This is a genomic window from Polaribacter sp. MED152 (assembly GCF_000152945.2).
In the GTDB taxonomy this organism is placed as follows: domain Bacteria; phylum Bacteroidota; class Bacteroidia; order Flavobacteriales; family Flavobacteriaceae; genus Polaribacter.
In genome coordinates, this window is record NC_020830.1 from 577133 (window position 1) to 604105 (window position 26973).

26 protein-coding genes are annotated in these 26973 nt (G+C 31.1%); 11 read left to right on the forward strand and 15 right to left on the reverse strand.

Going from position 1 to position 26973, the window contains the following annotated elements; translation table 11 throughout:
- Positions 1–4: 4 nt before the first annotated feature.
- The gene (locus MED152_RS13715) at positions 5–178 is read right to left on the reverse strand and encodes a hypothetical protein (RefSeq protein ID WP_015480316.1); all 174 of its coding nucleotides are present in this window, start codon (positions 176–178) and stop codon (positions 5–7) included.
- A 155-nt stretch (positions 179–333) separates the two neighbouring features.
- Between MED152_RS13715 and fumC the strand changes: the two genes are divergently transcribed.
- Positions 334–1734: a class II fumarate hydratase gene (fumC, locus tag MED152_RS02705; protein ID WP_015480317.1), complete on the forward strand. Its 1401-nt coding sequence runs from the start codon at positions 334–336 to the stop codon at positions 1732–1734.
- Between the two features lie 67 nt (positions 1735–1801).
- Here the strand turns inward: fumC and MED152_RS02710 are convergent, their stop codons facing one another.
- The 4 genes from MED152_RS02710 to MED152_RS02725 all read right to left on the reverse strand — a co-directional run bounded on the left by MED152_RS02710 (position 1802) and on the right by MED152_RS02725 (position 5887).
- Complete coding sequence (locus tag MED152_RS02710) at positions 1802–2194, reverse strand: DsbA family protein (RefSeq protein WP_015480318.1); 393 nt, start codon at positions 2192–2194, stop codon at positions 1802–1804.
- Between the two features lie 342 nt (positions 2195–2536).
- Positions 2537–4309 (reverse strand): translational GTPase TypA, encoded by a 1773-nt coding sequence (typA, locus tag MED152_RS02715; RefSeq protein ID WP_015480319.1) that lies wholly within the window; start codon positions 4307–4309, stop codon positions 2537–2539.
- A 124-nt stretch (positions 4310–4433) separates the two neighbouring features.
- Entirely contained in the window at positions 4434–4724 is a 291-nt protein-coding gene (locus MED152_RS02720) for an LETM1 domain-containing protein (protein ID WP_015480320.1), read from the reverse strand.
- On the reverse strand, positions 4721–5887 hold the full coding sequence (locus MED152_RS02725) for a proline dehydrogenase family protein (RefSeq protein ID WP_015480321.1): 1167 nt from the start codon (positions 5885–5887) through the stop codon (positions 4721–4723). Before MED152_RS02725 ends, MED152_RS02720 begins: the two co-directional genes overlap by 4 nt.
- Positions 5888–5976: 89 nt before the next feature.
- Between MED152_RS02725 and aroB the strand changes: the two genes are divergently transcribed.
- Positions 5977–7035, forward strand: a complete 1059-nt coding sequence (gene aroB / locus MED152_RS02730) for a 3-dehydroquinate synthase (RefSeq protein ID WP_015480322.1) — start codon at positions 5977–5979, stop codon at positions 7033–7035.
- Positions 7036–7087: 52 nt separating this feature from the next.
- Here aroB and MED152_RS02735 read toward each other — a convergent pair whose 3' ends face one another.
- Positions 7088–7540 (reverse strand): cold-shock protein, encoded by a 453-nt coding sequence (locus MED152_RS02735; RefSeq protein WP_015480323.1) that lies wholly within the window; start codon positions 7538–7540, stop codon positions 7088–7090.
- Between the two features lie 290 nt (positions 7541–7830).
- Here MED152_RS02735 and MED152_RS02740 point away from each other — a divergent pair, with 290 nt between their 5' ends.
- From MED152_RS02740 to MED152_RS02760, 5 genes are all read left to right on the forward strand, one after another.
- Positions 7831–8859 (forward strand): hypothetical protein, encoded by a 1029-nt coding sequence (locus tag MED152_RS02740; RefSeq protein WP_015480324.1) that lies wholly within the window; start codon positions 7831–7833, stop codon positions 8857–8859.
- A 155-nt stretch (positions 8860–9014) separates the two neighbouring features.
- Positions 9015–9698: a TetR/AcrR family transcriptional regulator gene (locus tag MED152_RS02745; protein ID WP_041383327.1), complete on the forward strand. Its 684-nt coding sequence runs from the start codon at positions 9015–9017 to the stop codon at positions 9696–9698.
- Positions 9691–11355: a peptidase domain-containing ABC transporter gene (locus tag MED152_RS02750; protein ID WP_015480326.1), complete on the forward strand. Its 1665-nt coding sequence runs from the start codon at positions 9691–9693 to the stop codon at positions 11353–11355. Before MED152_RS02745 ends, MED152_RS02750 begins: the two co-directional genes overlap by 8 nt.
- A 6-nt stretch (positions 11356–11361) precedes the next feature.
- Positions 11362–12720: an HlyD family secretion protein gene (locus MED152_RS02755; protein ID WP_015480327.1), complete on the forward strand. Its 1359-nt coding sequence runs from the start codon at positions 11362–11364 to the stop codon at positions 12718–12720.
- A 32-nt stretch (positions 12721–12752) separates the two neighbouring features.
- The gene (locus MED152_RS02760) at positions 12753–14153 is read left to right on the forward strand and encodes a TolC family protein (RefSeq protein WP_015480328.1); all 1401 of its coding nucleotides are present in this window, start codon (positions 12753–12755) and stop codon (positions 14151–14153) included.
- 50 nt (positions 14154–14203) lie between these two features.
- Here the strand turns inward: MED152_RS02760 and MED152_RS02765 are convergent, their stop codons facing one another.
- Positions 14204–14404 (reverse strand): helix-turn-helix transcriptional regulator, encoded by a 201-nt coding sequence (locus tag MED152_RS02765; protein ID WP_015480329.1) that lies wholly within the window; start codon positions 14402–14404, stop codon positions 14204–14206.
- 1 nt (position 14405) lies between these two features.
- Positions 14406–14849 carry a hypothetical protein gene (locus tag MED152_RS02770; RefSeq protein WP_015480330.1) on the reverse strand — a complete coding sequence of 148 codons (444 nt, stop codon included), beginning with the start codon at positions 14847–14849 and terminating at the stop codon, positions 14406–14408.
- A gap of 116 nt (positions 14850–14965) precedes the next feature.
- Here MED152_RS02770 and MED152_RS02775 point away from each other — a divergent pair, with 116 nt between their 5' ends.
- Positions 14966–15382, forward strand: a complete 417-nt coding sequence (locus MED152_RS02775) for a hypothetical protein (protein WP_015480331.1) — start codon at positions 14966–14968, stop codon at positions 15380–15382.
- Between the two features lie 89 nt (positions 15383–15471).
- Entirely contained in the window at positions 15472–18855 is a 3384-nt protein-coding gene (locus tag MED152_RS02780) for an amidohydrolase family protein (protein ID WP_015480332.1), read from the forward strand.
- 46 nt (positions 18856–18901) lie between these two features.
- Here the strand turns inward: MED152_RS02780 and MED152_RS02785 are convergent, their stop codons facing one another.
- From MED152_RS02785 to MED152_RS02800, 4 genes are read right to left on the reverse strand one after another with little or no spacing between them, the layout of a single operon-like run.
- Positions 18902–19366 (reverse strand): MaoC family dehydratase, encoded by a 465-nt coding sequence (locus MED152_RS02785; RefSeq protein ID WP_015480333.1) that lies wholly within the window; start codon positions 19364–19366, stop codon positions 18902–18904.
- A 2-nt stretch (positions 19367–19368) separates the two neighbouring features.
- Positions 19369–19995, reverse strand: a complete 627-nt coding sequence (locus MED152_RS02790) for a trimeric intracellular cation channel family protein (RefSeq protein WP_015480334.1) — start codon at positions 19993–19995, stop codon at positions 19369–19371.
- Positions 19996–21117, reverse strand: a complete 1122-nt coding sequence (locus MED152_RS02795) for a DEAD/DEAH box helicase (protein WP_015480335.1) — start codon at positions 21115–21117, stop codon at positions 19996–19998. It abuts the gene before it with no gap.
- 28 nt (positions 21118–21145) lie between these two features.
- The gene (locus MED152_RS02800) at positions 21146–21541 is read right to left on the reverse strand and encodes a thioesterase family protein (protein WP_015480336.1); all 396 of its coding nucleotides are present in this window, start codon (positions 21539–21541) and stop codon (positions 21146–21148) included.
- 104 nt (positions 21542–21645) lie between these two features.
- Between MED152_RS02800 and MED152_RS02805 the strand changes: the two genes are divergently transcribed.
- Positions 21646–22983: an MATE family efflux transporter gene (locus tag MED152_RS02805; RefSeq protein ID WP_041383329.1), complete on the forward strand. Its 1338-nt coding sequence runs from the start codon at positions 21646–21648 to the stop codon at positions 22981–22983.
- An 11-nt stretch (positions 22984–22994) separates the two neighbouring features.
- Here the strand turns inward: MED152_RS02805 and MED152_RS02810 are convergent, their stop codons facing one another.
- On the reverse strand, positions 22995–23669 hold the full coding sequence (locus tag MED152_RS02810) for a DUF2461 domain-containing protein (protein WP_015480338.1): 675 nt from the start codon (positions 23667–23669) through the stop codon (positions 22995–22997).
- Positions 23670–23726: 57 nt separating this feature from the next.
- Between MED152_RS02810 and MED152_RS02815 the strand changes: the two genes are divergently transcribed.
- Positions 23727–24542, forward strand: a complete 816-nt coding sequence (locus MED152_RS02815; protein WP_015480339.1) for a DUF1853 family protein — start codon at positions 23727–23729, stop codon at positions 24540–24542.
- A 54-nt stretch (positions 24543–24596) separates the two neighbouring features.
- On the opposite strand, the gene MED152_RS02820 is transcribed toward MED152_RS02815, so the two are convergent.
- Together MED152_RS02820 and MED152_RS02825 are read right to left on the reverse strand one after the other, a co-directional pair.
- Positions 24597–25709 (reverse strand): efflux RND transporter periplasmic adaptor subunit, encoded by a 1113-nt coding sequence (locus MED152_RS02820; protein WP_015480340.1) that lies wholly within the window; start codon positions 25707–25709, stop codon positions 24597–24599.
- Positions 25710–25727: 18 nt separating this feature from the next.
- On the reverse strand, positions 25728–26972 hold the full coding sequence (locus tag MED152_RS02825; protein ID WP_015480341.1) for an ABC transporter permease: 1245 nt from the start codon (positions 26970–26972) through the stop codon (positions 25728–25730).
- Position 26973 lies beyond the last annotated feature (1 nt).

Here is a 26973-nt window from a genome sequence, read left to right on the forward strand (position 1 = left end):
ACGACTACTTACCTTCAGCAGCTTTCTTAGCATCTCTTTTTAATTTAAAATTCTCCCAAATTGTTCCTCCAATCCAGTAAGGAACTACAAATGTTAATAAGAAAATTAACAACCAAAAACCGGCTGTAAAAATAAACATGAATAAAACTAAACCTGAAAATTCTGAAAAATCTAACATTTATTGGTAATTATATTTATATACATGCAAAAATAACAGATTTTTTTAAAAGTACACAATTAAAATTAAAGTTTTTGTGCCTATTTACCCTTGTTAATATTAAAATATTTGAGCGATATTATTTAAATTTGTTATCCTAAAATATAAAGTACATCATGACAAAGTTTAGAGTAGAAAAAGATACCATGGGTAATGTAAATGTTCCTGCCGATAAATATTGGGGAGCACAAACAGAACGTTCTAGAAACAATTTTAAAATAGGTGCACCAGCTTCTATGCCATTAGAAGTTGTGTATGGTTTTGCTTATTTAAAAAAGGCGGCTGCATTTACCAATGCTGAATTAGGTGTTTTATCTGAAGAGAAAAGAGATTTAATAGCACAAGTATGTGATGAAATTTTAGACGGAAAGCATGATGACCAATTTCCTCTAGTAATTTGGCAAACAGGTTCTGGAACGCAATCTAACATGAATGTGAATGAAGTTATTGCCAACAGAGCTCACGAAATTTCAGGTAAAGTTATTGGTGAAGGTGATAAAACCATTCAGCCAAATGATGATGTAAACAAATCACAATCTTCTAACGATACTTTTCCTACAGGCATGCACATTGCTGCTTACAAGAAAATTGTAGAAAATACCATTCCTGGTTTAGAACAGTTAAGAGATACGTTACAAGCCAAAGCAGAAGCATTTAGCGATGTTGTTAAAATTGGTAGAACGCATTTAATGGATGCTACTCCACTTACTTTGGGTCAAGAATTTTCTGGTTATGTAGCGCAGTTAAACTTTGGATTAAAAGCTTTAAGAAATACATTAGAACATTTATCGCAATTAGCATTAGGAGGTACTGCAGTAGGTACAGGTTTAAATACACCTAAAGGCTATGATGTTTTAGTGGCAAAATACATTGCAGAATTTACAGAATTACCATTTGTAACTGCAGAAAATAAATTTGAGGCATTGGCTGCACACGATGCTTTAGTAGAAACGCATGGTGCTTTAAAGCAAATTGCGGTTTCTTTAAATAAAATTGCTAACGATATTCGTTTGATGGCTTCAGGACCAAGATCTGGAATTGGAGAAATTATCATACCTGCAAATGAACCAGGTTCATCTATTATGCCAGGTAAAGTAAACCCAACACAATGTGAAGCCTTAACAATGGTTTGTGCTCAAGTAATGGGTAATGATGTTGCTGTAACTATTGGTGGTACTCAAGGACATTATGAACTGAATGTATTTAAACCAATGATGGCTGCAAATGTTTTACAATCTGCACAATTAATTGGTGATGCTTGTGTATCTTTTGATGAAAACTGTGCTGCAGGTATAGAACCAAATCATTCTAGAATTGAAGAATTAGTAAACAATTCATTAATGTTGGTTACTGCTTTAAATACCAAAATAGGCTATTATAAAGCTGCAGAAATTGCAAATACTGCTCACGATAACGGAACAACTCTTAAAGAAGAAGCTGTTCGTTTAGGGTATGTAACTCCAGAAGAATATGATGCTTGGGTAAAACCAGCAGAAATGACTGGAAGCTTAAAATAATTAATACAACTACTAAAAAAACCGAAGCTTTGACTTCGGTTTTTTTTATTTCTATAAATGCTAGTACCTATCTTCTACCCTCTTTATAAACGGTAATGCCTCCCTTTAATTTTCTTTTCATTTTAACCGAAGGCTGAAAGTTTACATGAAACTTTTTAATGTTTCTTTTAACAGTTAAGGCTTCAGGTGATTCCTCTGCTTTGCCACTAAAACCCATTTTAAATTTACCAACATCACCTAAATCAACTATTTTACCATCACTTAAATAAAAATCGAGCTTTTTACCTAGTGCTATTAAAACCGCTTTTACATCTACACTATGTAAGGTGCACTCATTACTTATGCTTTCGCTTAACGTATCTAAATCTATAGTACCTGTATTGATGGCTTGTAAAATATAGTTAGGTGTATTCTCTGAGATACTATTATTTCTTTTGGTAATTCTGTAACGTAAAGACATTTGCTAAGGTTTTAATCTAAAGTTTATAAGAAATTGTTTCATTCCTCCTCAGCAAAATACAAAAAATACTACATTATTTTATAAAATATACTAGTATATTTTGTAATTTATACTAGTATATTTTTAAAAAAGGTCTAAAGCTTTATAAAAATACTTTCGCATCTATGTTATAGAAGAAACTAAGCTTTACAATGATATCAACTAAACTATTGAATTAAGAAAGCAGTACTTAATAATTACTTTCTTTTTTAAAATTCAATATTCTAAATTTAGGATTTGTAATTCCACAAAAAAAGCCCAAAAACAAATCTTGGGCTTTTCATATTTTATATAACAATTAGACTATGGTCTAAATTCAATTTTACGCATACGTAAACTTTCTGGAGTTACTTCTAAATATTCATCTCCTTTAATATACTCCATACATTCTTCTAAAGAGAAATCTGTTTTAGGAGCAATCTTAACACTATCATCTGTTCCAGAAGAACGAACGTTTGTTAATTTTTTACCTTTAATTAAGTTTACACCCATGTCTGTATCCTTACTGTTCTCACCTACAACTTGTCCAATGTAAATTTCTTCATTAGGATCGATAAAGAAACGTCCTCTATCTTGTAAACGATCAATAGCATAAGCAGTTGCTTTACCTGCTGCAGAAGAAACAATAGCACCTTTAATATCTTCTGAAAACTCACCTTTATAAGGACCATATTCCGAAAAACGGTGGTTGATAATTGCTTGACCAGCTGTTGCAGTTAATATCTTATTACGTAAACCAATTAATCCTCTAGATGGAATGGTAAATTCTAAGTGTTGTAAATCACCTTTTGGTTCCATTACTAATAAGTCTCCTTTTCTTAAAGAAACTAAGTTAATGGCTTTAGAAGCTACATCTTCTGGAACATCAATAGATAATGTTTCATAAGGTTCTGATTTTACACCATCTATTTCTTTTAAAATAACTTGTGGTCTACCAACTTGTAACTCATACCCTTCTCTACGCATTGTTTCTATCAATACAGATAAGTGTAAAACTCCACGACCAAATACGTTAAACTTGTCTTCAGAATCAGTAGTATCTACTCTTAAAGCCAAGTTCTTTTCCATTTCTTTAAACAATCTGTCACGTAAATGACGAGAAGTAACAAATTTACCTTCTTTACCAAAGAAAGGCGAATTGTTAATGGTAAACAACATACTCATGGTAGGTTGGTCTACTTCAATTCTTGGTAATGCTTCTGGATTTTCTAAATCTGCAATAGTATCTCCAATTTCAAAACCTTCAATACCTGTAATTGCACAAATATCTCCACTTCTTACTTTAGAAGTTTTTGCTTTACCCATACCTTCAAACACATGTAATTCTTTGATTCTTACTTTTTTAGTAGAACCATCTGCTTTCATTAACATGTAATCTTTATTCTCTTCTAAATCTCCTCTAAAAACACGACCAATAGCAATTCTACCTGTAAACGCAGAAAAGTCTAAAGACGTAATTTGCATTTGAGGAGAACCTTCTCTATAAGGTGCTTCTGGGATAGACTCAATTACAGCATCTAATAAATCGATAATGTCTTCTTTTTCATCTTTCCAGTCTGTAGACATCCATCCGTTCTTAGCAGAACCGTAAATGGTAGTAAAGTCTAACTGCTCTTCTGTTGCATCTAAAGCAAACATTAAATCAAAAACCTTTTCATGTACTAAATCTGGTGTACAGTTTTCTTTGTCTACTTTGTTTACTACAACAATTGGTGTTAAACCTAATTCAATTGCCTTACCTAATACAAAACGAGTTTGTGGCATTGGGCCTTCAAAAGCATCAACTAATAATAAAACACCATCAGCCATTTTTAATACACGCTCTACTTCACCTCCAAAATCGGCGTGACCTGGTGTATCAATTACGTTAATTTTTACACCTTTATAATTTACAGACACGTTTTTAGAAAGAATAGTAATTCCTCTTTCACGCTCTAAATCATTATTATCTAATAATAAATCAGTACGTTCTTTACGATCGTCTAAAATTTTTGCTTGGTCTATAATTTTATCTACTAACGTTGTTTTACCATGATCAACGTGTGCAATAATTGCGATGTTTCTTATTGATTGCATTTATACTTTCTTAAATTTCGTGCAAAAGTAGTTGTTTCTATGTGATTTACACCTTATCTAACAGATTATTTTATTGTTAAGGTTGCAAACGACTTACTTAAAGAAAGATATTAGAGAAAAGCTGCTAATGTTCTGATGCATCTTCTCGAAACGCAGAGGGTAAAATATCTGGAATTAATTTAATTAAAAGTGGCAAAAGAATTGCGCCTCCAGGTAATAAAAAAACTGCTAATGCTGGTATGGATTTACAAATGTCTAAAATGAGAACATATATCTTTTGGCGTTCTTCTGGCGTTAATTTGACGTGTGTAGATTTACGAATTAAAGACATTGCTTCTTTACTCTGAACGAGTTCTTGATGCAATCGCAATTTATTTTTATGCAATAATGCCCTTATTTCTTCTGCTGTTTTCATTTTAGTTTTCTACGCTCGCGTTCTGTTTGCAGTAGATTTAACTCTCTACTTGTTTGGCCAGCTACAGAAGTATTTTCTTCTGCTCTTCTAATTAAGTATGGCATAACATCTCTAACAGGCCCAAAAGGCAAATACTTAGCTACATTGTAACCTTCTTTGGCTAAGTTGTAACTAATATTATCGCTCATACCAAATAATTGACCGAACCAAAGTCTTCTATCATTATTTCTAAGTTGATATTCCTTAGCTAAATCCATCAACAAATAAGAGCTTTCTTCATTATGCGTTCCTGCAAATAAAGCCATATGAGAATTGTCCATCATGTATTTAATGGCAGCATTAAAGTTTACGTCAGTTTCCTGTTTGTCTTTACATATAGGATCTCTATACCCCATTTCTTGGGCTCTTTTACGCTCTTTCTCCATATAAGCACCTCTTACTACCTTCATACCTATATGAAAACCTCTTGCTTTTGCTTTTGTATGTAGGGCTTGTAAATAGTGCATTCTATCATGTCTATACATTTGCAATGTATTAAATACAATGGCTTTTTTAGTATTGTACATCTCCATTAAATCTTCAATTAGCTCATCAGCTGCATCTTGCATCCAACTTTCTTCTGCATCAATTAATAAGGGTACATCCTTTTCTAAGGCAACTTGAGCAACTTTGTGAAATCTTTTAATAACTTGAATCCACTCAATTTCTTCTTTTTCAGTAAGCTCTTTACCTTCTGATACTTTTTGATAAAGTGCAAAACGACCAAAGCCTGTTGGTTTAAAAACGGCAAACGGAATTGATTTTTTCTCTGCACAGAAATCGATAATTTTAAGAATTTTCTGCAAGGCTTCATTAAAGCTAGCTTCTTCGTCTTTACCTTCTACAGAATAATCTAATACACTATGAACATTACCATTAGTGTGCATGTTTTCAATGATAGGTAAGCAATCATCTTCTGTAACTCCTCCACAAAAATGATCAAAAACCGTAGAACGAATTAAGCCTTCTATAGGTAAATGCGCTTTTAAAGCGAAATTAGTTACAGCACTACCAATTTTAACAAGAGGCTGATTTTGTATCATTTTGAATAAATAATAAGCTCTCTCTAACTGCGAATCTGATTTTAATGCAAAAGCAACTTCTGTATCATCAAAAAGTTTCATACTATATCGATTTAGTGGTACAAATATAGTGTTTGGATAGTAATTTTTATATAAATTCTAGTTATTTTGCACTTTCAATTTTACAAAAAATGAAGACTATAGAAGCTGTTTCTTATCCTGTTCATTTTCAGGAAGAAAGCTATGCAGAATTATCGAAATTAATTCAAAATAAAGACTATTCTACTTTATTTGTTCTGGTAGATGAAAATACCATGGAACACTGTTATCCTAAATTTATACCTAATTTAAAGACAGACAAGACCATAGAGGTTATAGAAATAGAGTCTGGAGAAATTAATAAAAACTTAGAAACTTGTGTTGGGCTTTGGAATGCCATTACAGAGTTGGGTGGAGATCGAAAAAGTTTGCTAATTACTTTAGGTGGTGGCGTAATTACAGACATGGGCGGTTTTGTGGCTTCTTGCTTTAAACGAGGAATCGATTTTGTAAACATACCAACCACATTATTATCTATGGTAGATGCTTCTGTAGGTGGAAAAACTGGTGTTGATTTGGGCGTATTAAAAAACCAAATTGGCCTGTTTGCAAATCCACAAATGGTAATTGTAGACGACCAATATTTAGCAACAGTTTCTGAACGCGAATTAAAATCTGGAATGGCAGAGATTATAAAATATGGTGTTACCTATGATGTTTCTTTGTTCGAACATATTAAAGAGCATAAAGAGGTCAATATTAGTAACCTTATTTTTAGATCTGTAGAAATTAAAAACGAAGTAGTACTTAAAGATCCTAAAGAAAAAGACTTGCGTAAAATTTTAAATTTTGGGCACACACTTGGGCATGCTATAGAATCTTTTTATTTAGAATCTGAGGATAAAGAAAACTTAACGCATGGTGAAGCTATAGCTATAGGTATGGTTTGTGAAAGTTATATTTCTAATAAATTACTTGGCTTTCCTTTACAGAAAGTAAATGATTTAAAAGAAGTGGTTTTAGCCATTTATGATAAAATTGATTTGTTGTCTGAAGATTTTTCAGCAATTATGGACTTGTTAAAACACGATAAAAAGAATGTAAATGGGCAAGTTAATTTTGTGCTCTTAAACGACTTTGAAGATTTTAAATTAGATTGTAAAGTAAGTGAAGACTTAATACAAGAAAGTTTACACTTTTATAACGCATAAAAAAATCCCATCAAACAAATGATGGGATTTTTAATATCTGGAAAAGTATCAATTATACTTTTTTAACTTTTACTGCATTCATACCACGCATACCTTTTTCTAGTTCAAAAGTTACTTTGTCATTTTCTGCAATAGTATCTATTAAACCACTAACGTGTGTAAAGTATTTTTCTCCATTATCAGAATCGATAATAAAACCAAACCCTTTAGAAGAATCAAAGAAATTCACTTTACCTTTTCTTACAGGATCTTCCTCTGGTAAATCTTCTTTTTTAGTAGTAGATATTTGAATATCTTCTAACTCATACTCTACTTTTAATTCTGGATCTGGAGGAGTATCTGTTAAGTTTCCATTATGATCTACGTAAGCAAACTGAATTCCAGAAGTTCCACTTTCTTCTTTAGCAGCTTTTCTTGCTTCCATTTTTTTACGCTTGTCTTCGCGCTTTTTTAAACGTTTTTTTTCTTTTTCACTTTTACTAAATGTCTGTTGCGATTTTGCCATTAACTATATAACTGTTTTTATGTGGTTTTTCTTACTAAATCTAAAGAAAGGTAATTGCACCTAGGGCGTTTGCTGTAGAATCAATTTTAAAAAAACAAAATGAATTTGCTATTTTATTTACCAGTAGTTCTTTAGTGCTACAAAGGTATTAAAAAATTAGCTTTTATGAAATAGCTGTAATCAAATTTAATATAAGAGTACCAATTGTTAAATTATGTTAAAAAAGAAAATCTAAAAACCAAGTTGTACTTCCTTTCGTATATATACCTGAAAACTAAAATTAAATTACAATGAAAACAATTAAGACACTTGCACTTATTGGTGCTATTGCATTAGGTTTAACCTCATGTTCAGACAATACTTCAAACGTAACAGCACAGCTAGACACAAAATTACTTTTTACCTCTAATAATGACGATGGTAATGTAAATGTATATAATGTAACGAACTTAAGTGCTGTAGCAACTTCTACTTTAACTACACCTATTTCTGCAGCTGATGGCGTGTATTATAATAGTGATGAAGACCTAGTTGTACAAGCTTCTAGATCTACATTTGGTTTAGAAGGTTATGCAGGTATTACAACATCATCTTCTCTTATTTCTACAACTGTAACTGCAAGTGTAGTTGGTAGTTTAGATATGACAAGTCCAAGAGAATTAGCCGTAAATGGCAGCTTTTATGTAGTAGCCGATAATGCTGATGCAGATGGAGATGATACTACAGATGATGGTAGATTATTTGTATACACTAAAAATGGAAATAGTTTTACATTAAGAAATACTATTACCACTGATATTAAATTATGGGGAATCATATTTATTGGTAACGATTTGTATGCTATTGCAGATACTACTAATGAATTAGCTGTTTATACCAATTTTTTAAACAACACAACAACTACAACATTGGCAACCTCAAAGAAAATTGCTGTAGAAGGTATTGTAAGAACTCATGGTTTAACTTATGATGCAATGACAGATACCATGGTTTTAACAGATATTGGTGATGCGTCTAATGGCCAAGATGATGGTGGGTTTCAAGTAATTGATAATTTTACTTCAAAATTTAGTAGTACTGTAAACGGAGCTACATTAGCTGTAGCCCAACAAACGAGAGTTTCTGGTGCAAGTACGCTTTTAGGGAACCCAGTAGACGTAGCTTATGATGGTGAATCTCAAACCGTTTTTATTGCTGAAGCAGGTAATAATGGTGGAAGAATTTTAGCCTTTAGCAATATAGGCTCAGGTGGAGATGTAGCACCAAGTTACAACTCTTCTTTAGCCAAAGCTTCTGCAGTATATTTATATAAAGAATAATAATTGAGTTAAGTTAATATGTAGAAAGCCTTTCGAACCTGATTCGAAGGGCTTTTTTTATGCTTGATTTTTAAATGTTAAAAAATCATTAAAAATTAGAATTACATTCTAAAATAATAGTATTGCTATTATATTTGCATATAAATAGTAAAACCATGAAAGATTTATTATCTACTTTAAAAATATCTGTTCCAGATAAAATATATATAAAGGATCCTGAAACCTCTCAACTGGGTAAACGAATTATAGAAAACAGTATCATTATAATTAATGAAATTGGTTTTGAGAGTTTTACTTTTAAGAAGTTAGGTATTCGAATAGGATCTAATGAAAGTTCAATTTACAGGTATTTTGAAAGCAAACATAAGCTTTTATTATACTTGTCTTCTTGGTATTGGGCTTGGTTAGAATACCAATTGGTACTAGAAACATTTAGTATTTCTAACAAAGAAGAAAAGTTAGAAAAAGCCATAACTATTTTAACAAGAACTGTAGAAAAAGACAGTAATTTTTCGCATATCAATGAGGTTTTATTGTATAAGATTATTGTGAACGAAAGTTCAAAATCTTTCTTAACCAAAGAGGTAGATAATGATAACAAAGAAGGCTATTTCGAAGTTTATAAGCGTTTGGTAACACGTTTGGAAGAAATGATTTTAAATGTGAATCCTGAATATAAATTCGCGCTAAGTTTAGCAAGTACCATTATAGAAGGTGGTTTGCATCAGCATTTTTTAAACAGCCACTTCCCTTCTATTACCAATTGTGATAATAATAAAGTACCCACAAAATTCTTTTTGCATTTAGTATTTCATACTTTAAATAAAGATAATGACTAACACAAAACTAACTCCTTGGCAGCGTTTCCTAGGACTTTTAAAATTAGAAAAAAGAGAAATCTTTCAAATTTTTTACTATGCCATTTTTGGCGGAATTGTTTCGCTTTCATTACCCTTAGGTATTCAAGCCATTATCAACCTAATTCAAGGAGCACAAATATCTACTTCTTGGATTGTTTTAGTTGTAGCTGTAACTATAGGTGTAATTTTTTCTGGTGCATTACAATTAATGCAGTTAAGAATTATTGAAACCATTCAACAACGAATTTTTACAAGAGCATCTTTTGAATTGAGCTATCGTTTTCCAAAAATGAAAATGATAGAGTTGCGTGAATATTATCCTCCAGAATTAGCCAACAGATTCTTTGATACCTTAACCATTCAGAAAGGATTGTCTAAAATATTAATAGATGTACCAACAGCCATCTTACAGATTATTTTTGCTTTGATTTTATTATCATTCTATCATCCATTCTTTATCATCTTTGGTATTTTATTATTATTACTAATCTATATTGTATTTAAGTTTACAGCTCAAAAAGGTTTAGAAACCAGTTTAGTAGAATCTAAGATTAAATATAAAGTAGCACATTGGATTCAGGAAGTTGCAAGAACTGTAGTAAGTTTTAAGTTATCTGGTAATACAAATTTAGCAATGTCTAAGAATGATGCATTGGTAGATAAATATATTGAAGCTAGAGAAAATCACTTCAAAATTTTGATACTACAATTCATGCAAATGATTGGTTTTAAAGTTATTGTAACTGCTAGTTTACTTTTAATTGGTGGTGCATTAGTATTAAACCAAGAAATGAATATTGGGCAGTTTGTAGCTGCAGAAATCATTATTCTTTTAGTAATTGCTTCTGTAGAAAAGCTAATTGTTGGTTTAGAATCTTTTTATGATGTACTTACCTCAATTGAAAAAATTGGTCAGGTTGTGGATAAGGATTTAGAATCTCAAGATGGCGAAAAACCAATCTTTAAATCAGGTTTAACTGTTGAATTAGATAATGTTTCTTATGAGGTAACCAACAGAAAAAAACCAATTATTAAGAATGTATCCTTTAAAATAGAACCTAAAAGTAGAATTCTAATTGTAGGTGAAAGTGGTGCTGGTAAATCTAGCTTACTTCGTTTAATCTCTGGAGTTATCGAGCCAACAGCTGGTAATATTTATGTAAACAACCTAGCCTTAGGTAGTTTAAACTTAAACCATTACAGATCTCAACTAGGTTTGTCTTTATCAGAAGAAACACCTTTTGAGGGTAGCATTAGAGAAAATTTAATTTTTGGTAATGATAAAATAAAAGATTCTAAAATATTTGAAGTACTAGAAATTGTTGGTTTATCTCAATTCTTAAAAGAGCAGAATAATGGTTTAGATACCATTTTAAATGCTGAGGGTAAGCAAATGTCTTACACAATTGCTAAAAAGATAATTTTAGCTAGAGCCATTATAAAAGAACCAAAAATAATGATTTTAGAAGATCCTTTAGATCAATTTAATTTAGAGGAAACTATAAATATTATTAAGTATTTAACAGATAGTGCAAGACCTTGGTCTTTAATTGTAGTAAGTAGTAAAAAGAGCTGGAGAACAGAATGCAGCCAAACTATTACAATTGATAAAGGTGAAATTAAAGCTATAAACTAGTATACAATGTTAAACATATCTAACAATCAAGTTCATAAAAAAGTAGATTTAAGACAGTTTAAATCTGGAGGAAGAGTTTACGCAAAAGAATACTATAAGGCATTCAATAAATTCTTATTGGCAGCCGCAATTATTGGTTTTATTTTCTTGTTTCTACCATGGACACAGAACATAACTGGTAATGGTATTGTAACTACCTTAACTCCTGAGCAAAGACCACAAACCATTCAATCTCAAATTCCTGGTAGAATAGAGCAATGGTATGTAAGAGAAGGAGATTATGTAGAAAAAGGTGATACTATTCTTAGAATTTCTGAAATTAAAAGTGAGTATTTTGATGATAAATTAATTGAAAGAACCAATGAGCAAATTAACGCAAAAACTTCATCTGTAGGCGCTTATGCTTTTAAAGTAGCTGCTTTAGATAGACAAATTGAGGCGCTAAAAGAAGAACAGAAATTAAAATTACAGCAAGCAAAAAACAAACTATTGCAATCTAAATTAAAAGTACAAAGTGATAGTATTGCATTCGAGGCTGCTAAAACAAATTTAAAAATTGCTCAAAGTCAGTACAATCGTGATTTTACCTTACAACAAGAAGGAATTAAAGCGGTTAAGGATGTAGAAGAAAAGCGTTTAAAATTGCAAGCAACAGAAGCAAAAATTATAGAGCAAGAAAATAAATTATTAGCCTCTATTAATGAAGTAATAAATGCTCGAGTAGAAATATCTAGAATTGATGCAAGTTATGCTGATAAAATTTCAAAAGCGCAAAGTGATAAATTCACAGCACAATCTAGTGGTTTTGATGCTAGAGCTCAAGTATCTAAATTAGAAAATAGCAATAGTAACTATAAGGTTAGAAATAGTTTATTGTACATACAAGCACCACAACATGGTTTTATCAATAAAGCCTTAAAAGGTGGAATTGGAGTAACTTTTAAAGAGGGTGAAGAAATTGTGGGCATTATGCCAGCACAATATGATTTGGCTGTAGAAACTTACATTAGACCTATAGATTTACCTTTAGTTCATATTGGTGAAGAAGTACGTGTGCAGTTTGATGGTTGGCCTGCAATTGTATTTAGTGGTTGGCCTAACATTTCTTACGGAACTTATGGTGCTAAAGTAGTAGCCATAGAAAATTTTATCAGTGATAATGGTAGATATAGAATTTTACTTGCGCCAGATGAAACCGATCATACTTGGCCAACAGCCATAAGAGTGGGTTCTGGTGCAAAAACCATTGCGCTTTTAGAAGATGTGCCTATTTGGTTTGAATTATGGAGACAGTTAAACAGCTTCCCTCCTAATTATTATCAGCCAGATGGAAAATCTGGAACTAAAAAAGGTACTAAGAAGTAAACAAAACATCAACTAATTATAGCGTTTAATTTATGAAAAAAATTATTGGTCTTCTGTTTTTACTGATGTTTCAGCAGTTTGTTGCACAGGATAAGATTGAGTCTGTAATGACGTTGTCTGAGTTTTTAGGTTATGTAAAAAACTATCATCCAATTGTAAAGCAAGCAAACTTAGTTATCAATACTAGTGAAGCTAAATTGTTAAAAGCTAGAGGTGCTTTTGATCCTAAAATAGAAATTGATTTTGATAACAAACAGTTTAAAGAAAAAGAGTATTACAATAAGTTAAATGGTACATTTAAAATACCTACTTATTATGGGTTGGAGTTCAAAGCCAATTTTGAAAACAACGATGGATTATTTTTAAATCCTGAAGCAAATGTACCCACAGATGGCTTATATGCTGCAGGAGTTTCTGCATCTTTATTAAAGGGATTATTGATCAATAAAAGAATGGCCGATTTAAAACAAGCAAAATTGTTTTTAAATCAGGCTAAAGAAGATCAACAAATTTTAGTGAATGAAATTCTTTTTAATGCATCTTTATCTTACTTTAATTGGTTAAAAATATTCAATGACAGAAATGTTTATTTGAATTTCTTAAACAATGCTGTTGTTCGTTTTGAAAGTACTAAAAGAGCTTTTCAACAAGGGGATAAAGCTGCTATAGATACTGTAGAAGCAGGAATTACTCTAAATAACCGAAAGCTAAATTTAGAAAAAGCTCGTATAAAATTAGTTAAAGCATCTTTAGAACTGTCAAACTTTTTATGGTTGAATGATAATACTCCTGTAGAATTACAAGACAATATTATTCCAGATGTGAATACTTTACAAAAGGTAGATACCACTTTTAATATTGCCCTATTTAACAATGCCAATTTTGATATAGAGAATCATCCTAAAATTAGATCTTTAAATTTTAAAGTAAAAAGTTTGGGTGTAGATAAACGATTAAAAGCTAACAATCTTTTACCGCAATTAGATGCACAATATAATTTTATTACGCAAACTCCAAGGCAAGGTAATTCATTTAATGTTGATAATTACAAAGCAGGAATTAGTTTTAAATTACCGATTTTTTTAAGAAAAGAAAGAGGAGATTTAAAATTAGCAAAAGCGAAATTACAAGATGCCGAATTTGAAACAGAAGCAGCAAAAGTTGCTATTCGAAATAAAGTAAATGCAGTACAACAAGAATTAGATTCTTATGTAACTCAAAACGATTACATTATAAATATAGTAAAAGATTATGGTACTTTATTAAAAGCGGAAGAACGTAAATTCTTCTTAGGAGAAAGCTCGTTATTCTTAGTGAATTATAGAGAATCTAAACTTATAGAAACCAAATTAAAGGCTATTGATTTAGAAAATTCTTATTTAGAAACAAAAGCCAATCTATTTAAAACAGCTGTAATTTCTATAGCTGATTAATTACTACAATAAATAATATAGATAAGAGGATGATTAAGCTAAATAAGAGTTTAATCATCCTCTTCTAATGTAAAGAATTCATTGACAGTTATATTAAAGACTTTAGACAGTTTTAAAGCCAAAACTGTACTGGGCACATATCTATTTTTTTCGATAGAATTTATGGTTTGTCTAGAAACACCAATTTGTTTCGCTAAATCGTCTTGTGTAAGATTTAAAATAGCACGTTGTACTTTTAATGTATTCTTCATCTTATTTATTAAATCTTTTCAGTTGCCAAAAAACCATTAACTGAACTACTAGCATATAAAACAATACTTGAAAGTAATCAAAGCCTTGTAATTTTTCTGTTTCATCAAAAAGCAAACCTACTCCGTAATTTACTAAGGGTTGCACCAAAGCATAAAGAATTACCAAAATAAACGCAATTCTGTAAGATTGAGATCGTAAACTATCTATATACTCATCTTCTACTTTTTCTTTAGCTAAAGAAATAACTAGCATACCAATTAATAATAAACCAGATAACACTGGCTTTACCCAAGTTGGTTCATCTACAAACTTTTTAGCAATCATTAATGCAAAAGCCGATAATGATATGATGTATCCTATTTTTTTATACTTATGATGCAGTTGAAACTTGTTCATTTTTTCTACATAACTTCTTTCCCTTTCACAGATTGATTGCTTATTCATTTTAATTTTGTTTTACAAATTGACAAATACTTTTTATATAATGACAAATATACTTTACTTTTTAAGATTCTGCAAATTTTTTACTACATTTAAAAAATCAACCAAAGAACTACAAAATGAATATCAAGAAAAAACCGAGTACTAAATTTTATATAATTGCAGTATTGGCACTTATTTGGAATTTAATGGGCGTTGGTGCTTACTTAGTCCAAGCCTTTATGACAGATGAAATGATAGCCACTTTACCAGAAGAACAACAAGCTGAATTTCTAGTAGAGCATCCTGCTTGGTATACAGCGCTTTTTGCATTAGCCGTTTTTGGTGGTGCTTTAGCTTGTATTTTTTTACTAGCTAGAAAAAAATTGGCCTATTATTTATTTATAGTATCTGGAGTTTGTGCAATTGCCCAACAAGGATATTTATTAGTCACAGTAGAACTATCTAGTGTAGTTATGCCAATTATGATTATTATTTTCTGCATCTTTTTAATTTGGTATTCTAAAAGATCTATTACAGAAGGATTATTAAATTAACCAACTGAAAAAAGCTGCTAAATGCAGCTTTTTTTTATCAATCATATTTACTAAATTTTCATACTAATTATTAAACCCATTCAAATTTTATGAAACTACAATACAAATTTATAATTGCGTTTTTTATAGGATTGCTTTCATTCCCTTTGAACGCTCAAAAAAAAGACTCCTTATCTGGTCAAGAAAAGTTTAAAGAATTGCCTTTAGAAAGTGGAAGAAAAATAAACTTTAAAACTACAGAAGGTACTTGGTTATCTTTAGATATCAGTCCAGATGGTGAAACCATTATCTTTAGTATGCTTGGTGATTTATATACCATTCCTTTTTCAGGTGGTAAAGCCACTAGAATTACAGATGGTTTAGCCTTAGATACAAAACCTAACTATAGTCCAGATGGTAAAAGCATCGCTTTTGCATCAGACAGAAGTGGTAATGATAATGTTTGGATTTTAAATTTAGAAACAAAAGAAACAAGACAAGTAACCAAGGACAAAAGAGGTGCAGTTGAATCTGTAGCTTGGTCTCCAGATGGCGAATATATTGTTGCTGCTAAAGGTAAAAGAAACTTAAAATTACACTTGTACCATAAAGATGCAGGAAGTGGTACACAACTAATTAAAGAACCTGCAAGTCTTAAAACTGTAGAACCTGTTTTTAGCCCAGACAATAAGTATATCTATTATTCATCAAGAACTGGTGGTTGGAATTACAATGCACAATTACCTCAATATCAAATTTCTAGATATGATTTAGAAACTGGGAAATCTACGAGAGTAACTTCGAGATATGGTTCTGCATTTACACCTACACTTTCAAGTGATGGTAAATACATGGTTTATGGTTCTAGATATGAAGAAAAAACTGGCTTGGTTTTAAGAGATTTAATTTCTGGTGATGAAAACTGGTTGGCTTATCCTGTTCAAAGAGATGAGCAAGAGTCTGTGGCTTCTTTAGGCGTTTTACCAGCAATGGTATTTACCCCAAATAATAAAGAGGTATTGGCATCTTATGGTGGTAAAATTTATAGAATTCCGATTTCTGGAGAAAAGGCAATAGAAATTCCTTTTGAGGTAGATGTAGATTTGGCTATAGGACCAAAATTAGAATTTAAATACCCTATTTCAGACAATCCAGAAATGTTTGCGAATCAGATCAGAAGTCCAAAAACTTCTCCAGATGGAAAACATATTGTATTTAATGCTTTAAATAAACTATATATAATGCAACTTCCTGATGGCAAGCCTAAAAGGTTAACTAAAATGGATGTAAATGAAATGCAACCAAATTGGTCTCCAAATGGTAAAGAAATTGTCTACACTACTTGGTCTGAAAAAGATGGAGGGCATTTATATAAAGTAAATGCTAAAGGAGGTAAACCAATAAAACTAACCAACACATCAGCATTATATAACACTCCTGTTTGGGATGCAAAAACCAATAGAATTGTATTTACGAAAGGAAGTGCTCAAAACTTTAAAAACGCCTACACTAGAGGTGCCTTTTCTGGCAGTGAAGATTTAGCTTGGATTTCAAGTGATGGTGGAGAAGTAAATTTTATCACTAAAACTAATGGAAGAAGAAATCCTCATTTTGTAAAAAGTGACGATAGAATATATTTAAGTAATGGATCTGGTTTAAGCTCAATTCGTTGGGATGGAACAGATGAAAAGAAAATTGTTAGCATTAGAGGTATTGTAACTTTTGGTAATTCTCATAAAGACAATGTTGATTTTGGACATGTAGATGATGATGTAAGTGAAGAAAGAAACAATGCTTCTAGACCTGTAGAAGTGTATATGGCTCCAGAAGGGGATAAAGCAATGGCTTTAATTACAAATGATGTGTATGTGGTAACAGTTCCTAAATATGGACAAACGCCTACAATCTCTGTATCTATCCCTTCTTCTGCATCATTTCCTTCATGGAAATTAACCACTTTTGGAGGTGAATTTCCTTCATGGTCTAAAGATGGCAACAGTGTGCATTGGGCTTTAGGTAAGGCATTTTTTAGTTACAATTTAAAAGAGGCAAAGCAAGTTGAACAAGATTTAAAAGACAAAAAGAAAACAAGAAAAGAAGAACTCGCTAAACTATCTGACGAAGAAAGAAAAAAAGAAGAGAAAAAAGATAAAGAAGCTGCTAAAAAAAATAAAAAGGATGAAACCTATCAACCATTAGAAATTGATATTAATGTGCCTATTAAAAGAGATATTCCAAATGGTACTGCCCTAATTAAAGGAGCTCGTTTAATAACTATGAATAACAATGATGTTATTGAAAATGGAGATATTCTTGTAGTAAATAATAGAATAAAAGCAATTGGTGAAGCTGGTTCATTAGAAGTGCCTAGAAATGCTAAAATCATAGATGCAAAAGGAAAAACAATTATACCTGGTTTTGTAGATACACATTCTCATTTAAGAACCTATGCAGGCATTCATAAAAAGCAAATATGGTCTTATGCAGCAAATTTAGCTTATGGTGTTACAGCTTCTAGAGATCCGCAAACAGGTACAACAGACGTTCTTACCTATTTTGATTTGGTAAAAACTGGTGAAATGTTAGGGCCAAGAGCCTATTCTACAGGGCCTGGTTTAGGGTATTGGGCATATAACTTAAAAAGCTATGATCAAACTAAAGAAGCTTTAAAAAAGTACAGTAAATATTACAACACGAATACCATTAAAATGTACATTGTTGGGAATAGACAACATAGACAATGGGTAATTAAAGCTGCCAAAGAACAACGATTAATGCCAACCACAGAAGGTGCTTTAGATTTTAAATTAAATATTACAGAGATATTAGACGGTTATCCAGGGCATGAACATTCATACCCAGTAACACCTTTGTATAAAGATATTATTCAATCTGTGGCAGAATCTCAAATTGCTTACACTCCTACTCTTTTAGTTTCTTATGGAGGTCCTTGGGCTGAAAACTATTTTTACTCTAGAGAAAATCCGTATCATGATAAAAAGTTAAAATACTTTACACCTTACACAGATTTAGCGAGTAAAGCTAGAAGAAGACCAGGTTGGTTTATGGATGAGGAGCATATATTTACGGAGCACGCAAAATTTGTAGAGGATTTAATTAATGCTGGAGGATTAACAGGTGTTGGAAGTCATGGACAATTGCAAGGCTTAGGTTTTCATTGGGAGCTTTGGGCAACCGCTTCTGGAACAAGTAAAATGAATGCCTTAAAAGCGGCTACCATTCTTGGTGCTAAATCAATTGGTTTAGATGGTGATATTGGTTCTTTAGAAGTTGGAAAAATGGCAGATTTTATCATTCTAGATAAAAATCCTTTAGATGATATTAGAAATACCAATACTATTTACCAAGTGATGAAAAACGGGCGTTTGTACAATGCCAATAATTTGGATGAAGTTTATCCAAGACAAAAGAAAGCTACTGATTTTTGGTGGCATCAGAAAAAACCAAATGGTTTACCTGGTATTCAAAATTAAAATTAAAAACTCTCACTTTCTAAGTTGAGAGTTTTTTTTTATCTCTTTATTCAAATAAGGCAGCCAAGAATTCGGCTACACATGCAGGTTTTTCTTGACCTTTAATTTCGATAGTGCAATTGAAAGTTACTTTAATTCCGTTATTTGCCAAAGGCTCAATTTCTTTAACAGAACTTAGCATACGTAACTCACTATTTACAGGTACAGGATTTGGAAAACGAACTTTGTTTAAACCATAATTTAAACCCATTTTTACACTTTTAATGGTAAATGCTTCCTCTAGCATTCTAGAAATCATAGCTACAGACATAAAGCCATGTGCTACAGTACTTTTAAATGGTGATTCGTTTTGTGCTCTTTCTTCATCAACATGAATCCATTGCTTGTCTAAAGTAGCATTCGCAAAGTCATTAATCATTTCTTGAGTAATTGTATACCACTCACCTTTTGGCAAATCCTTACCAAGCATTGTTTTAAACTCTTCAAAATTTTTAAATTCTTGTGCTTTCATAGTTATTGTTTTTTAGAGAATAAATCGTCATTAATTTTGGGCAATTCCAATTCGTATTTTACAGAAACTAAACGAATGATAATAATAACAGAGGCAGAGATTATAAAATTAATGTCTTTTGGAGCCTCTGCTATATTTAAAACTAAATACGATAAACCACCAGCCAAACAGGCTGATGCATAAATTTCTTTTTCAAAAATTAATGGAACCTTGTTCGTTAATACGTCTCTTAGAACGCCACCAAAAACGGCAGAAATCATTCCCATAATTAATGCAATTAATGGATGCAAATCAAAAGATAAACCCTTTTGCAAGCCTAATAAAGTAAATACGCTAATACCAATGGTATCAAATAAAAATAAGGTTTTACTTAGGAATGCAATTTTACTTTTGAATAAGAATGTTAGAAAAACCGCTAAGAAAATTGTCCATAAATAATTTAAATCGCCAATCCAATTTATTGGATGAGCATTGATTAAAATATCACGCAACATTCCACCACCAACAGCAGTTACAAAAGCAATGATAAGTACACCAAATAAATCGAACTTTTTGTCTGAAGCTACAAGTGCACCACTAATAGCAAAAGCAAAGGTTCCTAAAATATCTATGGTATAAATTAAATTCATTTACACTGTAACTTCTGTAAATTTAATGTTCAACTCTTTTTGAAGTTGATGAATTTTTTCTAATTCTGATGGTAAAATAAAGGCTAAAGATGTACCAGTTTTACCAGCTCTTGCTGTTCTACCACTTCTATGTGTATAATATTCTAATTGTTCTGGTAATTGATGATGAATTACAAACTCTAATTCTCTAACATCAATTCCACGTGCAGAAACATCTGTAGATATTAAGTATTGTAAACTTTCGTTTTTAAAAGCACGCATTACTTTATCTCGTTCTTTCTGTTGCATATCGCCTTCTAAAGCAGCTGCAGAAAAGCCTTCATCTACCAATTGTTTAGCTAAATTTTGAGCACCTGCTTTTGTTCTGCAAAAGATAATACCCCTTTGTGCTTGTCTTTTCTCTAGAAATGTAACAATATCTGCTACCTTCTCTTTTAAGGTAGTTTTTGCAAATTGATGACGAATATTGGCGTTAACCAATGTATTTTTATTAATCTCAATTCTAGGAGCATTGGCATCCATATATGTTTTTACAATACGCTTAATTTCATCTGGCATTGTTGCAGAAAACAACCATGTTTTTCTATCAGATTTCGTAGTGAACTTTAAAATTCGGTTTAAATCTTGTTTAAAACCCATGCTTAACATCTCATCAGCCTCATCTAAAATTACTGTTTTTACATGGCTAATATCAACTGCACCTCTTTCAATTAAATCTATTAAACGACCAGGAGTTGCAATTACAATATGCGTGGTTCTCTTTAAATTGTTCATTTGCCTATCTATTTTTTCACCCCCAAAAACGGCTTCTAAAAAAATACGATCATCTACATATTTCGTAAACTTGAACAATTGTTTTTTAATTTGCTGCACCAACTCTCTAGTTGGAGAAAGAATTAAAGCCTGAATGTGATCTGAATTAGCATCTATATGATGTAAAACAGGCAAACCAAAAGCGGCTGTTTTACCAGTACCTGTTTGCGCTAAACCAATAAAATCTGTAGGTGATTTTAGTAATACAGGTATTGCTTTTTCTTGAATATCTGTAGGTTTTGTAATCCCAATTTCTTTTATCGATTTTATATAATCTTTTCTAATTCCTAATCCTGCAAATGTTGACATGCTTTCTAAATTTTGTGCAAAGATACTTTTATTTAAAAGGTTGCAATAGATTTAAAATGTTTTCTCTTATTCTAACGGGTTTGTAACTTTTTGCATCTAATAAAACCCATATGGTTTTTGATTTGGCTAAAAGAGTTTCGCCCTTATAAAATTCTATGAATCGTTCAGAGGTAACACCCTTAGTATTGCCAACATAAGTTTTAGCTGTAATTTCATCACCTAAAAAAGCTTCGCTTTTATAATCAATTTCATGTCTGCTTACCACCCAAATAGTATCTGTAATTGGTTGATTTTTTGTTAAATGTGCCCAATGCATAAAAGCTACTTCATCCATCCATTTTACGTAAATAGCATTATTTACATGATTTAAATCGTCTATATCTTCTGCCTTAATTTCGATTTTAACCTCGAAAAAATTATTCATAATTATCAATTTTCGTAAACTTATAAAAATTTACTTAGGTATAGCTAATATTGATGATAGTTTACCAATTTAATAAACTATTAGTAGGATATTTGCATAGAACTATGGCACAATTAGCAAACGAATTAGGTACAGAAAAAATTAATAAGTTATTGATAAAACAAGCAGTTCCTGCTACTATTGGAATACTTGTGATGTCTTTAAATATGATTGTAGACACCATATTTGTTGGGCAATGGATTGGTGTTTTAGCAATTGCAGCAATCACAGTGGTTTTACCTATTGCTTTTTTAATTTCATCTATTGGAATGGGAATAGGAATTGGAGGTTCTTCTATAATTTCTAGGGCTTTAGGTGCAGAAAACTCAGAAAAAGCCTTTCTAACTTTTGGTAATCAAATTTGTTTAACGCTAATTTTAGCCATCATATTTGTGCTTTTGGGTAACTTTTTTAGTGTCCCAATTTTAGATTTGTTTGGAGCAAAAGGAGATATTTTACCTATTGCATCAGATTATTTTACAGTTGTTATTTATGGAGTTCCTTTTTTGGCTTTTGCAATGATGGGTAACCCTGTTATACGTGCAGAAGGTAAACCTAAATTTGCCATGTATGCTATGATGATACCTGCAGTATTAAATATTGTATTAGATATCATCTTTATAAAATATTTTGATTGGGGTATGACAGGAGCTGGCTTAGCCACTTCTATTTCATTTGCCAGTTGTGGTTTGTATATTCTGTACTTCTTTTTATCTAAAAAAAGTGAATTAAAAATTATTCCTAAAAACTTTAAACTAGATCTAAAAATTGTTAGAGAAATTGTAGAATTAGGTGGAGTTTCTGTTGTAAGACAAGGGGCAATAAGCATTTTAATGATTGTCTTAAATTATTCTTTATTTACGTATGGAGGAGAAATATCCATATCAATATTCGGAATTATAAACAGAGTAATGATGTTTGCACTATCTCCTGTATTAGGAGTTTCGCAAGGGTTTTTACCAGTGGCAGGATTTAATATTGGTGCAAATAAAAATGATCGAGTAAAGGAAACTATAAAGAAATCTATTTATTTTGGATCTCTTTTGGGTACAATAATCTTTATAGGAATAGTTGTTTTTAAAGAACAAATCATATCCATATTTACACGAGACACAACTTTATTAAGTGAAACCCCAAATGCAATGCTTATTGTATTTTTAGTTACACCAATTGTAACAATGCAGTTAATAGGCTCTGCATATTTTCAAGCAGCAGGTAAAGCAGTTCCTGCACTTATTTTAACCTTACTAAAGCAAGGTATATTTTTAATACCTCTAGCTTACTTTTTACCAAAATATTATGGTGTTGCTGGTGTTTGGTGGTCTTTTCCTATTGCAGATACACTGTCTACAATTGTTACTGTTTTGGTTTTGAAACGTGAGGTTGATAAAAATTTACAATAAATTTCTTGAAATCATAAAATGCTTTCACCATTTAAATTAGTCGTAAGAATATCACTAAATAAATTAAAAAAAGGTCTTAAAGCTAAGAAACTTTCATTTACGTTGTCTGTAAAATCTTTTGATAACACTTCTTTATCTGTAAATTTCTTCATGGCAATGAATCCTTTTTTTCTTAAAAGGTCTACGTCTTTATGATCTTTATCAAAACCTCTTGGAGCCGTTTTTAATTCGCTAAAACTGTAAAACGAGTCACCAAAATGTTTTTGAAATTCATTATCCTTCAAAATGCCTCTAATTTCTGAAGCATCTTGTTCAATTTCTTTTCTTAATCGAAATAAATCATCTTTGTTGGGCTCCCAAAATCCGCCAGCTAGAAAAGATTCTCCAGGTCTAACTTGCAGAAAATAGCCTCCTCTTAAAGAAGCTCCTAACCTTGAATATGAATTCGAAAAATGTGCTTTGTAAGGTGTTTTATCTTTAGAGAAACGAACATCTCTATAAATTCGCATCATTTTAGATTTCTCTATTTCATCATGCATTTCTAGTTTTTCTAAAACTTCTGCAAATACAGCTTTAGCATTAGCTCTTGCTTGTTCGTATGTGTTTTTATGTTCTGCAAACCAATCTCTATTATTGTTTTTGCGTAAATCTTTCAGAAATTGAAACGTAGTTTTATCTATTGTCATTTATATACTGTTTGAACTTTCAATTTACAAAATAGAAATTGTAATTTCGAATAAGAAATGGATTTTAAAACAAAAGTGATTCAAAAAAGGTATGATGGTTATTTAGCCACTTCAAGTCTATGGCTTAACCAGCCTATCTTTGGTCTACACCAATTTAAAATTGATTCTTTATCTCATAAAATTGATGTTTTACTTGATGATAAAATTCGATTAGGTAAGTACATAGAGCGATTTGTATCCAATCATTTAGCTACCAAAAATAACATTAAAATCGTTGCTGAAAATAACCAGATTCTTAAAGAAAAAAGAACTTTAGGAGAATTGGATTGTTTACTATTAAAAGACGATAAACCCATTCATCTTGAAATTATTTATAAGTTTTATTTGTATGATGATTCTGTAGGATCCAATGAAATAGAACATTTTATTGGGCCTAATAGAAAAGATGCTTTGATTGAAAAGATAACAAAACTAAAGGATAAGCAACTGCCTTTGCTTTATTCAGAAGCCTGCAAGCCTTATTTAAATCAATATAAAATCAATCTAGAAGAAGTACAACAACAAGTTTTGTTTAAAGCTCAGCTATTTCTGCCTTATTCCAATCAAGATATTGACTTTCAAATTTTAAATAAAGATTGTGTTCAAGGTTATTATATTCAACTTAAAGAATTAAAAGAATTTACAGATTTTAAATTTTACATACCAACTAAGAAAGATTGGCTTATTACACCTCATGAACAAGTAAATTGGATTGAATTCACTGAATTTAAAAGAGTTTTAGATGAGTTTGTATCTCGAAAATTTTCTCCTTTAGTTTGGATAAAATCAAAAAAAGGAAACCTAACTAAAGGTTTTGTTGTTTGGTGGGTATAAAAAAAGGGAACTCAATTTGAGTTCCCTTTTTTAATCTTTATTATTTAACAGCTTTTAGTTGTTACTAACTTCCATAATTCCTGAAGTCTTGTTCCAAATTTTAATTTCGTCTTCTTCAGTAATTCCTTCTAAAACTTCTACATTAACACCATCTGAAGTACCTAACTTTAAGGTTCTTCTTTCGAAAGTACCTTCGCCTGTTTTTACTTCTACATAAGGCTCTTCTGTTTTATTATCAAACTTTAGTAAAGCCTCTTTTATAGATAAAACACTGTCTTTTTTCTCTAAAACAATATCTGCATTAGCACTATAACCAGCTCTAATAAAATAGTTATTATCTAAGGAAACATCTGCTTTAATTTTAAATTGTACAGCACCACCTTCTTCTGTTCCTTTAGGAGCAATAAAGTTTAGTTTAGCTGGGAATTTTTTACCTTCTATAGCACCTATAGATACTTCAATATCTGCACCATTTTGTAGTTTACCTACTTCAGATTCATCTACTTTTCCTTCAAAGATCATTTTACTCATATCTGCAATAGAAGCAATTGTTGTACCTGCGTTAAAGTTGTTAGATTGAATTACTTGATCTCCTTCCTTTACAGGAATTTCTAAAATAGTTCCAGAAATCTGAGCCATAATATTGGTATTTGCAGAACCTCCAGTACCAGCAGAACCTCTTTTAATGATTAAATAATCATTTTGAGCATTTTTTAAATCTTGCTTTGCTTGGTCGTAAGTTAATTCTACGTTTTCAAATTCTTGTCTAGAAATAACACCTTTATCAAATAGATTTTTATTTCTATCATACTGTACCTTAGCATTATCTAATCTAATTTGAATGTTATTTACTCTACCTTTTGCACTAATTAATGATTGCTCATTAGGTACAACTCTTACAGTAGCAATTAAATCACCCTTTTTAACTTTAGAGCCTTCTAACAACATTATTTTATCAATAATACCTGTAATTTGTGGCTTAATTTCAATTTCTTCTAGTGGTGTAACTTTACCAGTAGCAACAGTTTTCTTAACTATTGTAGTTTTAAATGCAGTTTCTGTTTCGTACTCAACAATGCTCTTCTTGTTCTTTTTTCCGAACCAAATTAAGGCTGCTACAAATAGTACACCTATAACTATTAAAATTATTTTTGCTCTTTTACTCATGATTTTAGTTGATTATTTTTATTCTTCTCTTAATGCTTCTATTGGTCTAACAACTGTAGCCATATGTGCAGGTATTAAACCTATTAGTGTACCTAACACAATTAATGTTACAAATGCTATAATAATTATTGGAATATTTACGGTTGGATTAATTAGTGCTGCATCATCTCCTTGCCCAAAAGCAGAATCGATAAAATATAGGATTAAACCTCCAAATACAATACCCAGCATTCCTGCTATTGTTGTAAGAAATACAGATTCTAATATAATTTGTTGACGAATACTTTTAGGAGTTGCACCTAAAGCTCTTCTAATTCCTATTTCTTGTGTTCTTTCTTTAACTGTAATTAGTAAGATATTACCAATAGCAAATACTCCTGCAATTAAAGTGGCAATACCTACAAACCAAGTCATGAATTGTAACCCTGTTAAAAACCCAGTTACTTTTGCAATTTGAACTCCTAAGTTAAAAGAACCAAATGCTCTTTTATCTTCTGGGTGCACATTATGCAAACTTTTAAGCGTTAAAATTACATCACTCTCCATTTGCTCAATATCTATACCTTCATTGGCTGTAATTACCATCCAATCTATATTATTGGCTGTATTGTAAACCCTTTTGAATGTGGTAAAAGGTATGAATGCAGTATCTCCATCCAAATCAATTCCATTAGATGAGCCATAAACTCCAACAACTTTGTAATTTATACTATTAATTTTAATGTACTCACCTATTGGCTCTTCTCCTTTATCAAAAAGTTGTTTGTACATATTTTCTGAGATAACTGTTATTTTAGCTGATGATAAAATATCGTTCTCATTAATAAATCTTCCAAAGATTAATTTCTTTTTTTGAATTTGATCTAGAACTGGATAATCTCCACTTACTGAAAAATTACCAGATTTAAAATCATGTATAATTAGATTATTGGTTTGATTTCTTGGTGCTAACAATTTAATTTCATCTTGATATTCAGATTTTAACACCTCTATATCACTCATTTTAAGACGAAACCTTCTACCCTCTTGAAAACCTTTAAAAGGTGTGTCTGTAGACTGCGTCCAAACAAAAACACTGTTTGTTGCAAAGTCTCCAAAAATCTTTTTAAAACCATTGTCTACACCTCTTGCAGCTCCTAATAAAACTACTAAAAGAAATATACCCCAAAGAACACCAATAATTGTAATTGCGGTTCTCACTTTATTTTTACGGATGCTTCCGTAAATTTCTTGCCAAGTATCTGAATCAAATAAAAACTTCATA

What these genes read in the sequence shown, in the direction of transcription:
- aroB (WP_015480322.1), top strand. Translation starts at nt 5,977, where the DNA reads ATGAAGACTATAGAAGCTGTTTCTTATCCTGTTCATTTTCAGGAAGAA.
- MED152_RS02780 (WP_015480332.1), top strand. Translation starts at nt 15,472, where the DNA reads ATGAAACTACAATACAAATTTATAATTGCGTTTTTTATAGGATTGCTT.
- MED152_RS02725 (WP_015480321.1), bottom strand. Translation starts at nt 5,887, where the DNA reads ATGAAACTTTTTGATGATACAGAAGTTGCTTTTGCATTAAAATCAGAT.
- MED152_RS02740 (WP_015480324.1), top strand. Translation starts at nt 7,831, where the DNA reads ATGAAAACAATTAAGACACTTGCACTTATTGGTGCTATTGCATTAGGT.
- MED152_RS13715 (WP_015480316.1), bottom strand. Translation starts at nt 178, where the DNA reads ATGTTAGATTTTTCAGAATTTTCAGGTTTAGTTTTATTCATGTTTATT.
- MED152_RS02820 (WP_015480340.1), bottom strand. Translation starts at nt 25,709, where the DNA reads ATGAGTAAAAGAGCAAAAATAATTTTAATAGTTATAGGTGTACTATTT.
- typA (WP_015480319.1), bottom strand. Translation starts at nt 4,309, where the DNA reads ATGCAATCAATAAGAAACATCGCAATTATTGCACACGTTGATCATGGT.
- MED152_RS02745 (WP_041383327.1), top strand. Translation starts at nt 9,015, where the DNA reads ATGAAAGATTTATTATCTACTTTAAAAATATCTGTTCCAGATAAAATA.
- MED152_RS02785 (WP_015480333.1), bottom strand. Translation starts at nt 19,366, where the DNA reads ATGAAAGCACAAGAATTTAAAAATTTTGAAGAGTTTAAAACAATGCTT.
- MED152_RS02805 (WP_041383329.1), top strand. Translation starts at nt 21,646, where the DNA reads ATGGCACAATTAGCAAACGAATTAGGTACAGAAAAAATTAATAAGTTA.
- MED152_RS02825 (WP_015480341.1), bottom strand. Translation starts at nt 26,972, where the DNA reads ATGAAGTTTTTATTTGATTCAGATACTTGGCAAGAAATTTACGGAAGC.
- fumC (WP_015480317.1), top strand. Translation starts at nt 334, where the DNA reads ATGACAAAGTTTAGAGTAGAAAAAGATACCATGGGTAATGTAAATGTT.
- MED152_RS02790 (WP_015480334.1), bottom strand. Translation starts at nt 19,995, where the DNA reads ATGAATTTAATTTATACCATAGATATTTTAGGAACCTTTGCTTTTGCT.
- MED152_RS02810 (WP_015480338.1), bottom strand. Translation starts at nt 23,669, where the DNA reads ATGACAATAGATAAAACTACGTTTCAATTTCTGAAAGATTTACGCAAA.
- MED152_RS02800 (WP_015480336.1), bottom strand. Translation starts at nt 21,541, where the DNA reads ATGAATAATTTTTTCGAGGTTAAAATCGAAATTAAGGCAGAAGATATA.
- MED152_RS02765 (WP_015480329.1), bottom strand. Translation starts at nt 14,404, where the DNA reads ATGAAGAATACATTAAAAGTACAACGTGCTATTTTAAATCTTACACAA.
- MED152_RS02760 (WP_015480328.1), top strand. Translation starts at nt 12,753, where the DNA reads ATGAAAAAAATTATTGGTCTTCTGTTTTTACTGATGTTTCAGCAGTTT.
- MED152_RS02795 (WP_015480335.1), bottom strand. Translation starts at nt 21,117, where the DNA reads ATGTCAACATTTGCAGGATTAGGAATTAGAAAAGATTATATAAAATCG.
- MED152_RS02775 (WP_015480331.1), top strand. Translation starts at nt 14,966, where the DNA reads ATGAATATCAAGAAAAAACCGAGTACTAAATTTTATATAATTGCAGTA.
- MED152_RS02770 (WP_015480330.1), bottom strand. Translation starts at nt 14,849, where the DNA reads ATGAATAAGCAATCAATCTGTGAAAGGGAAAGAAGTTATGTAGAAAAA.
- MED152_RS02755 (WP_015480327.1), top strand. Translation starts at nt 11,362, where the DNA reads ATGTTAAACATATCTAACAATCAAGTTCATAAAAAAGTAGATTTAAGA.
- MED152_RS02720 (WP_015480320.1), bottom strand. Translation starts at nt 4,724, where the DNA reads ATGAAAACAGCAGAAGAAATAAGGGCATTATTGCATAAAAATAAATTG.
- MED152_RS02750 (WP_015480326.1), top strand. Translation starts at nt 9,691, where the DNA reads ATGACTAACACAAAACTAACTCCTTGGCAGCGTTTCCTAGGACTTTTA.
- MED152_RS02815 (WP_015480339.1), top strand. Translation starts at nt 23,727, where the DNA reads ATGGATTTTAAAACAAAAGTGATTCAAAAAAGGTATGATGGTTATTTA.
- MED152_RS02710 (WP_015480318.1), bottom strand. Translation starts at nt 2,194, where the DNA reads ATGTCTTTACGTTACAGAATTACCAAAAGAAATAATAGTATCTCAGAG.
- MED152_RS02735 (WP_015480323.1), bottom strand. Translation starts at nt 7,540, where the DNA reads ATGGCAAAATCGCAACAGACATTTAGTAAAAGTGAAAAAGAAAAAAAA.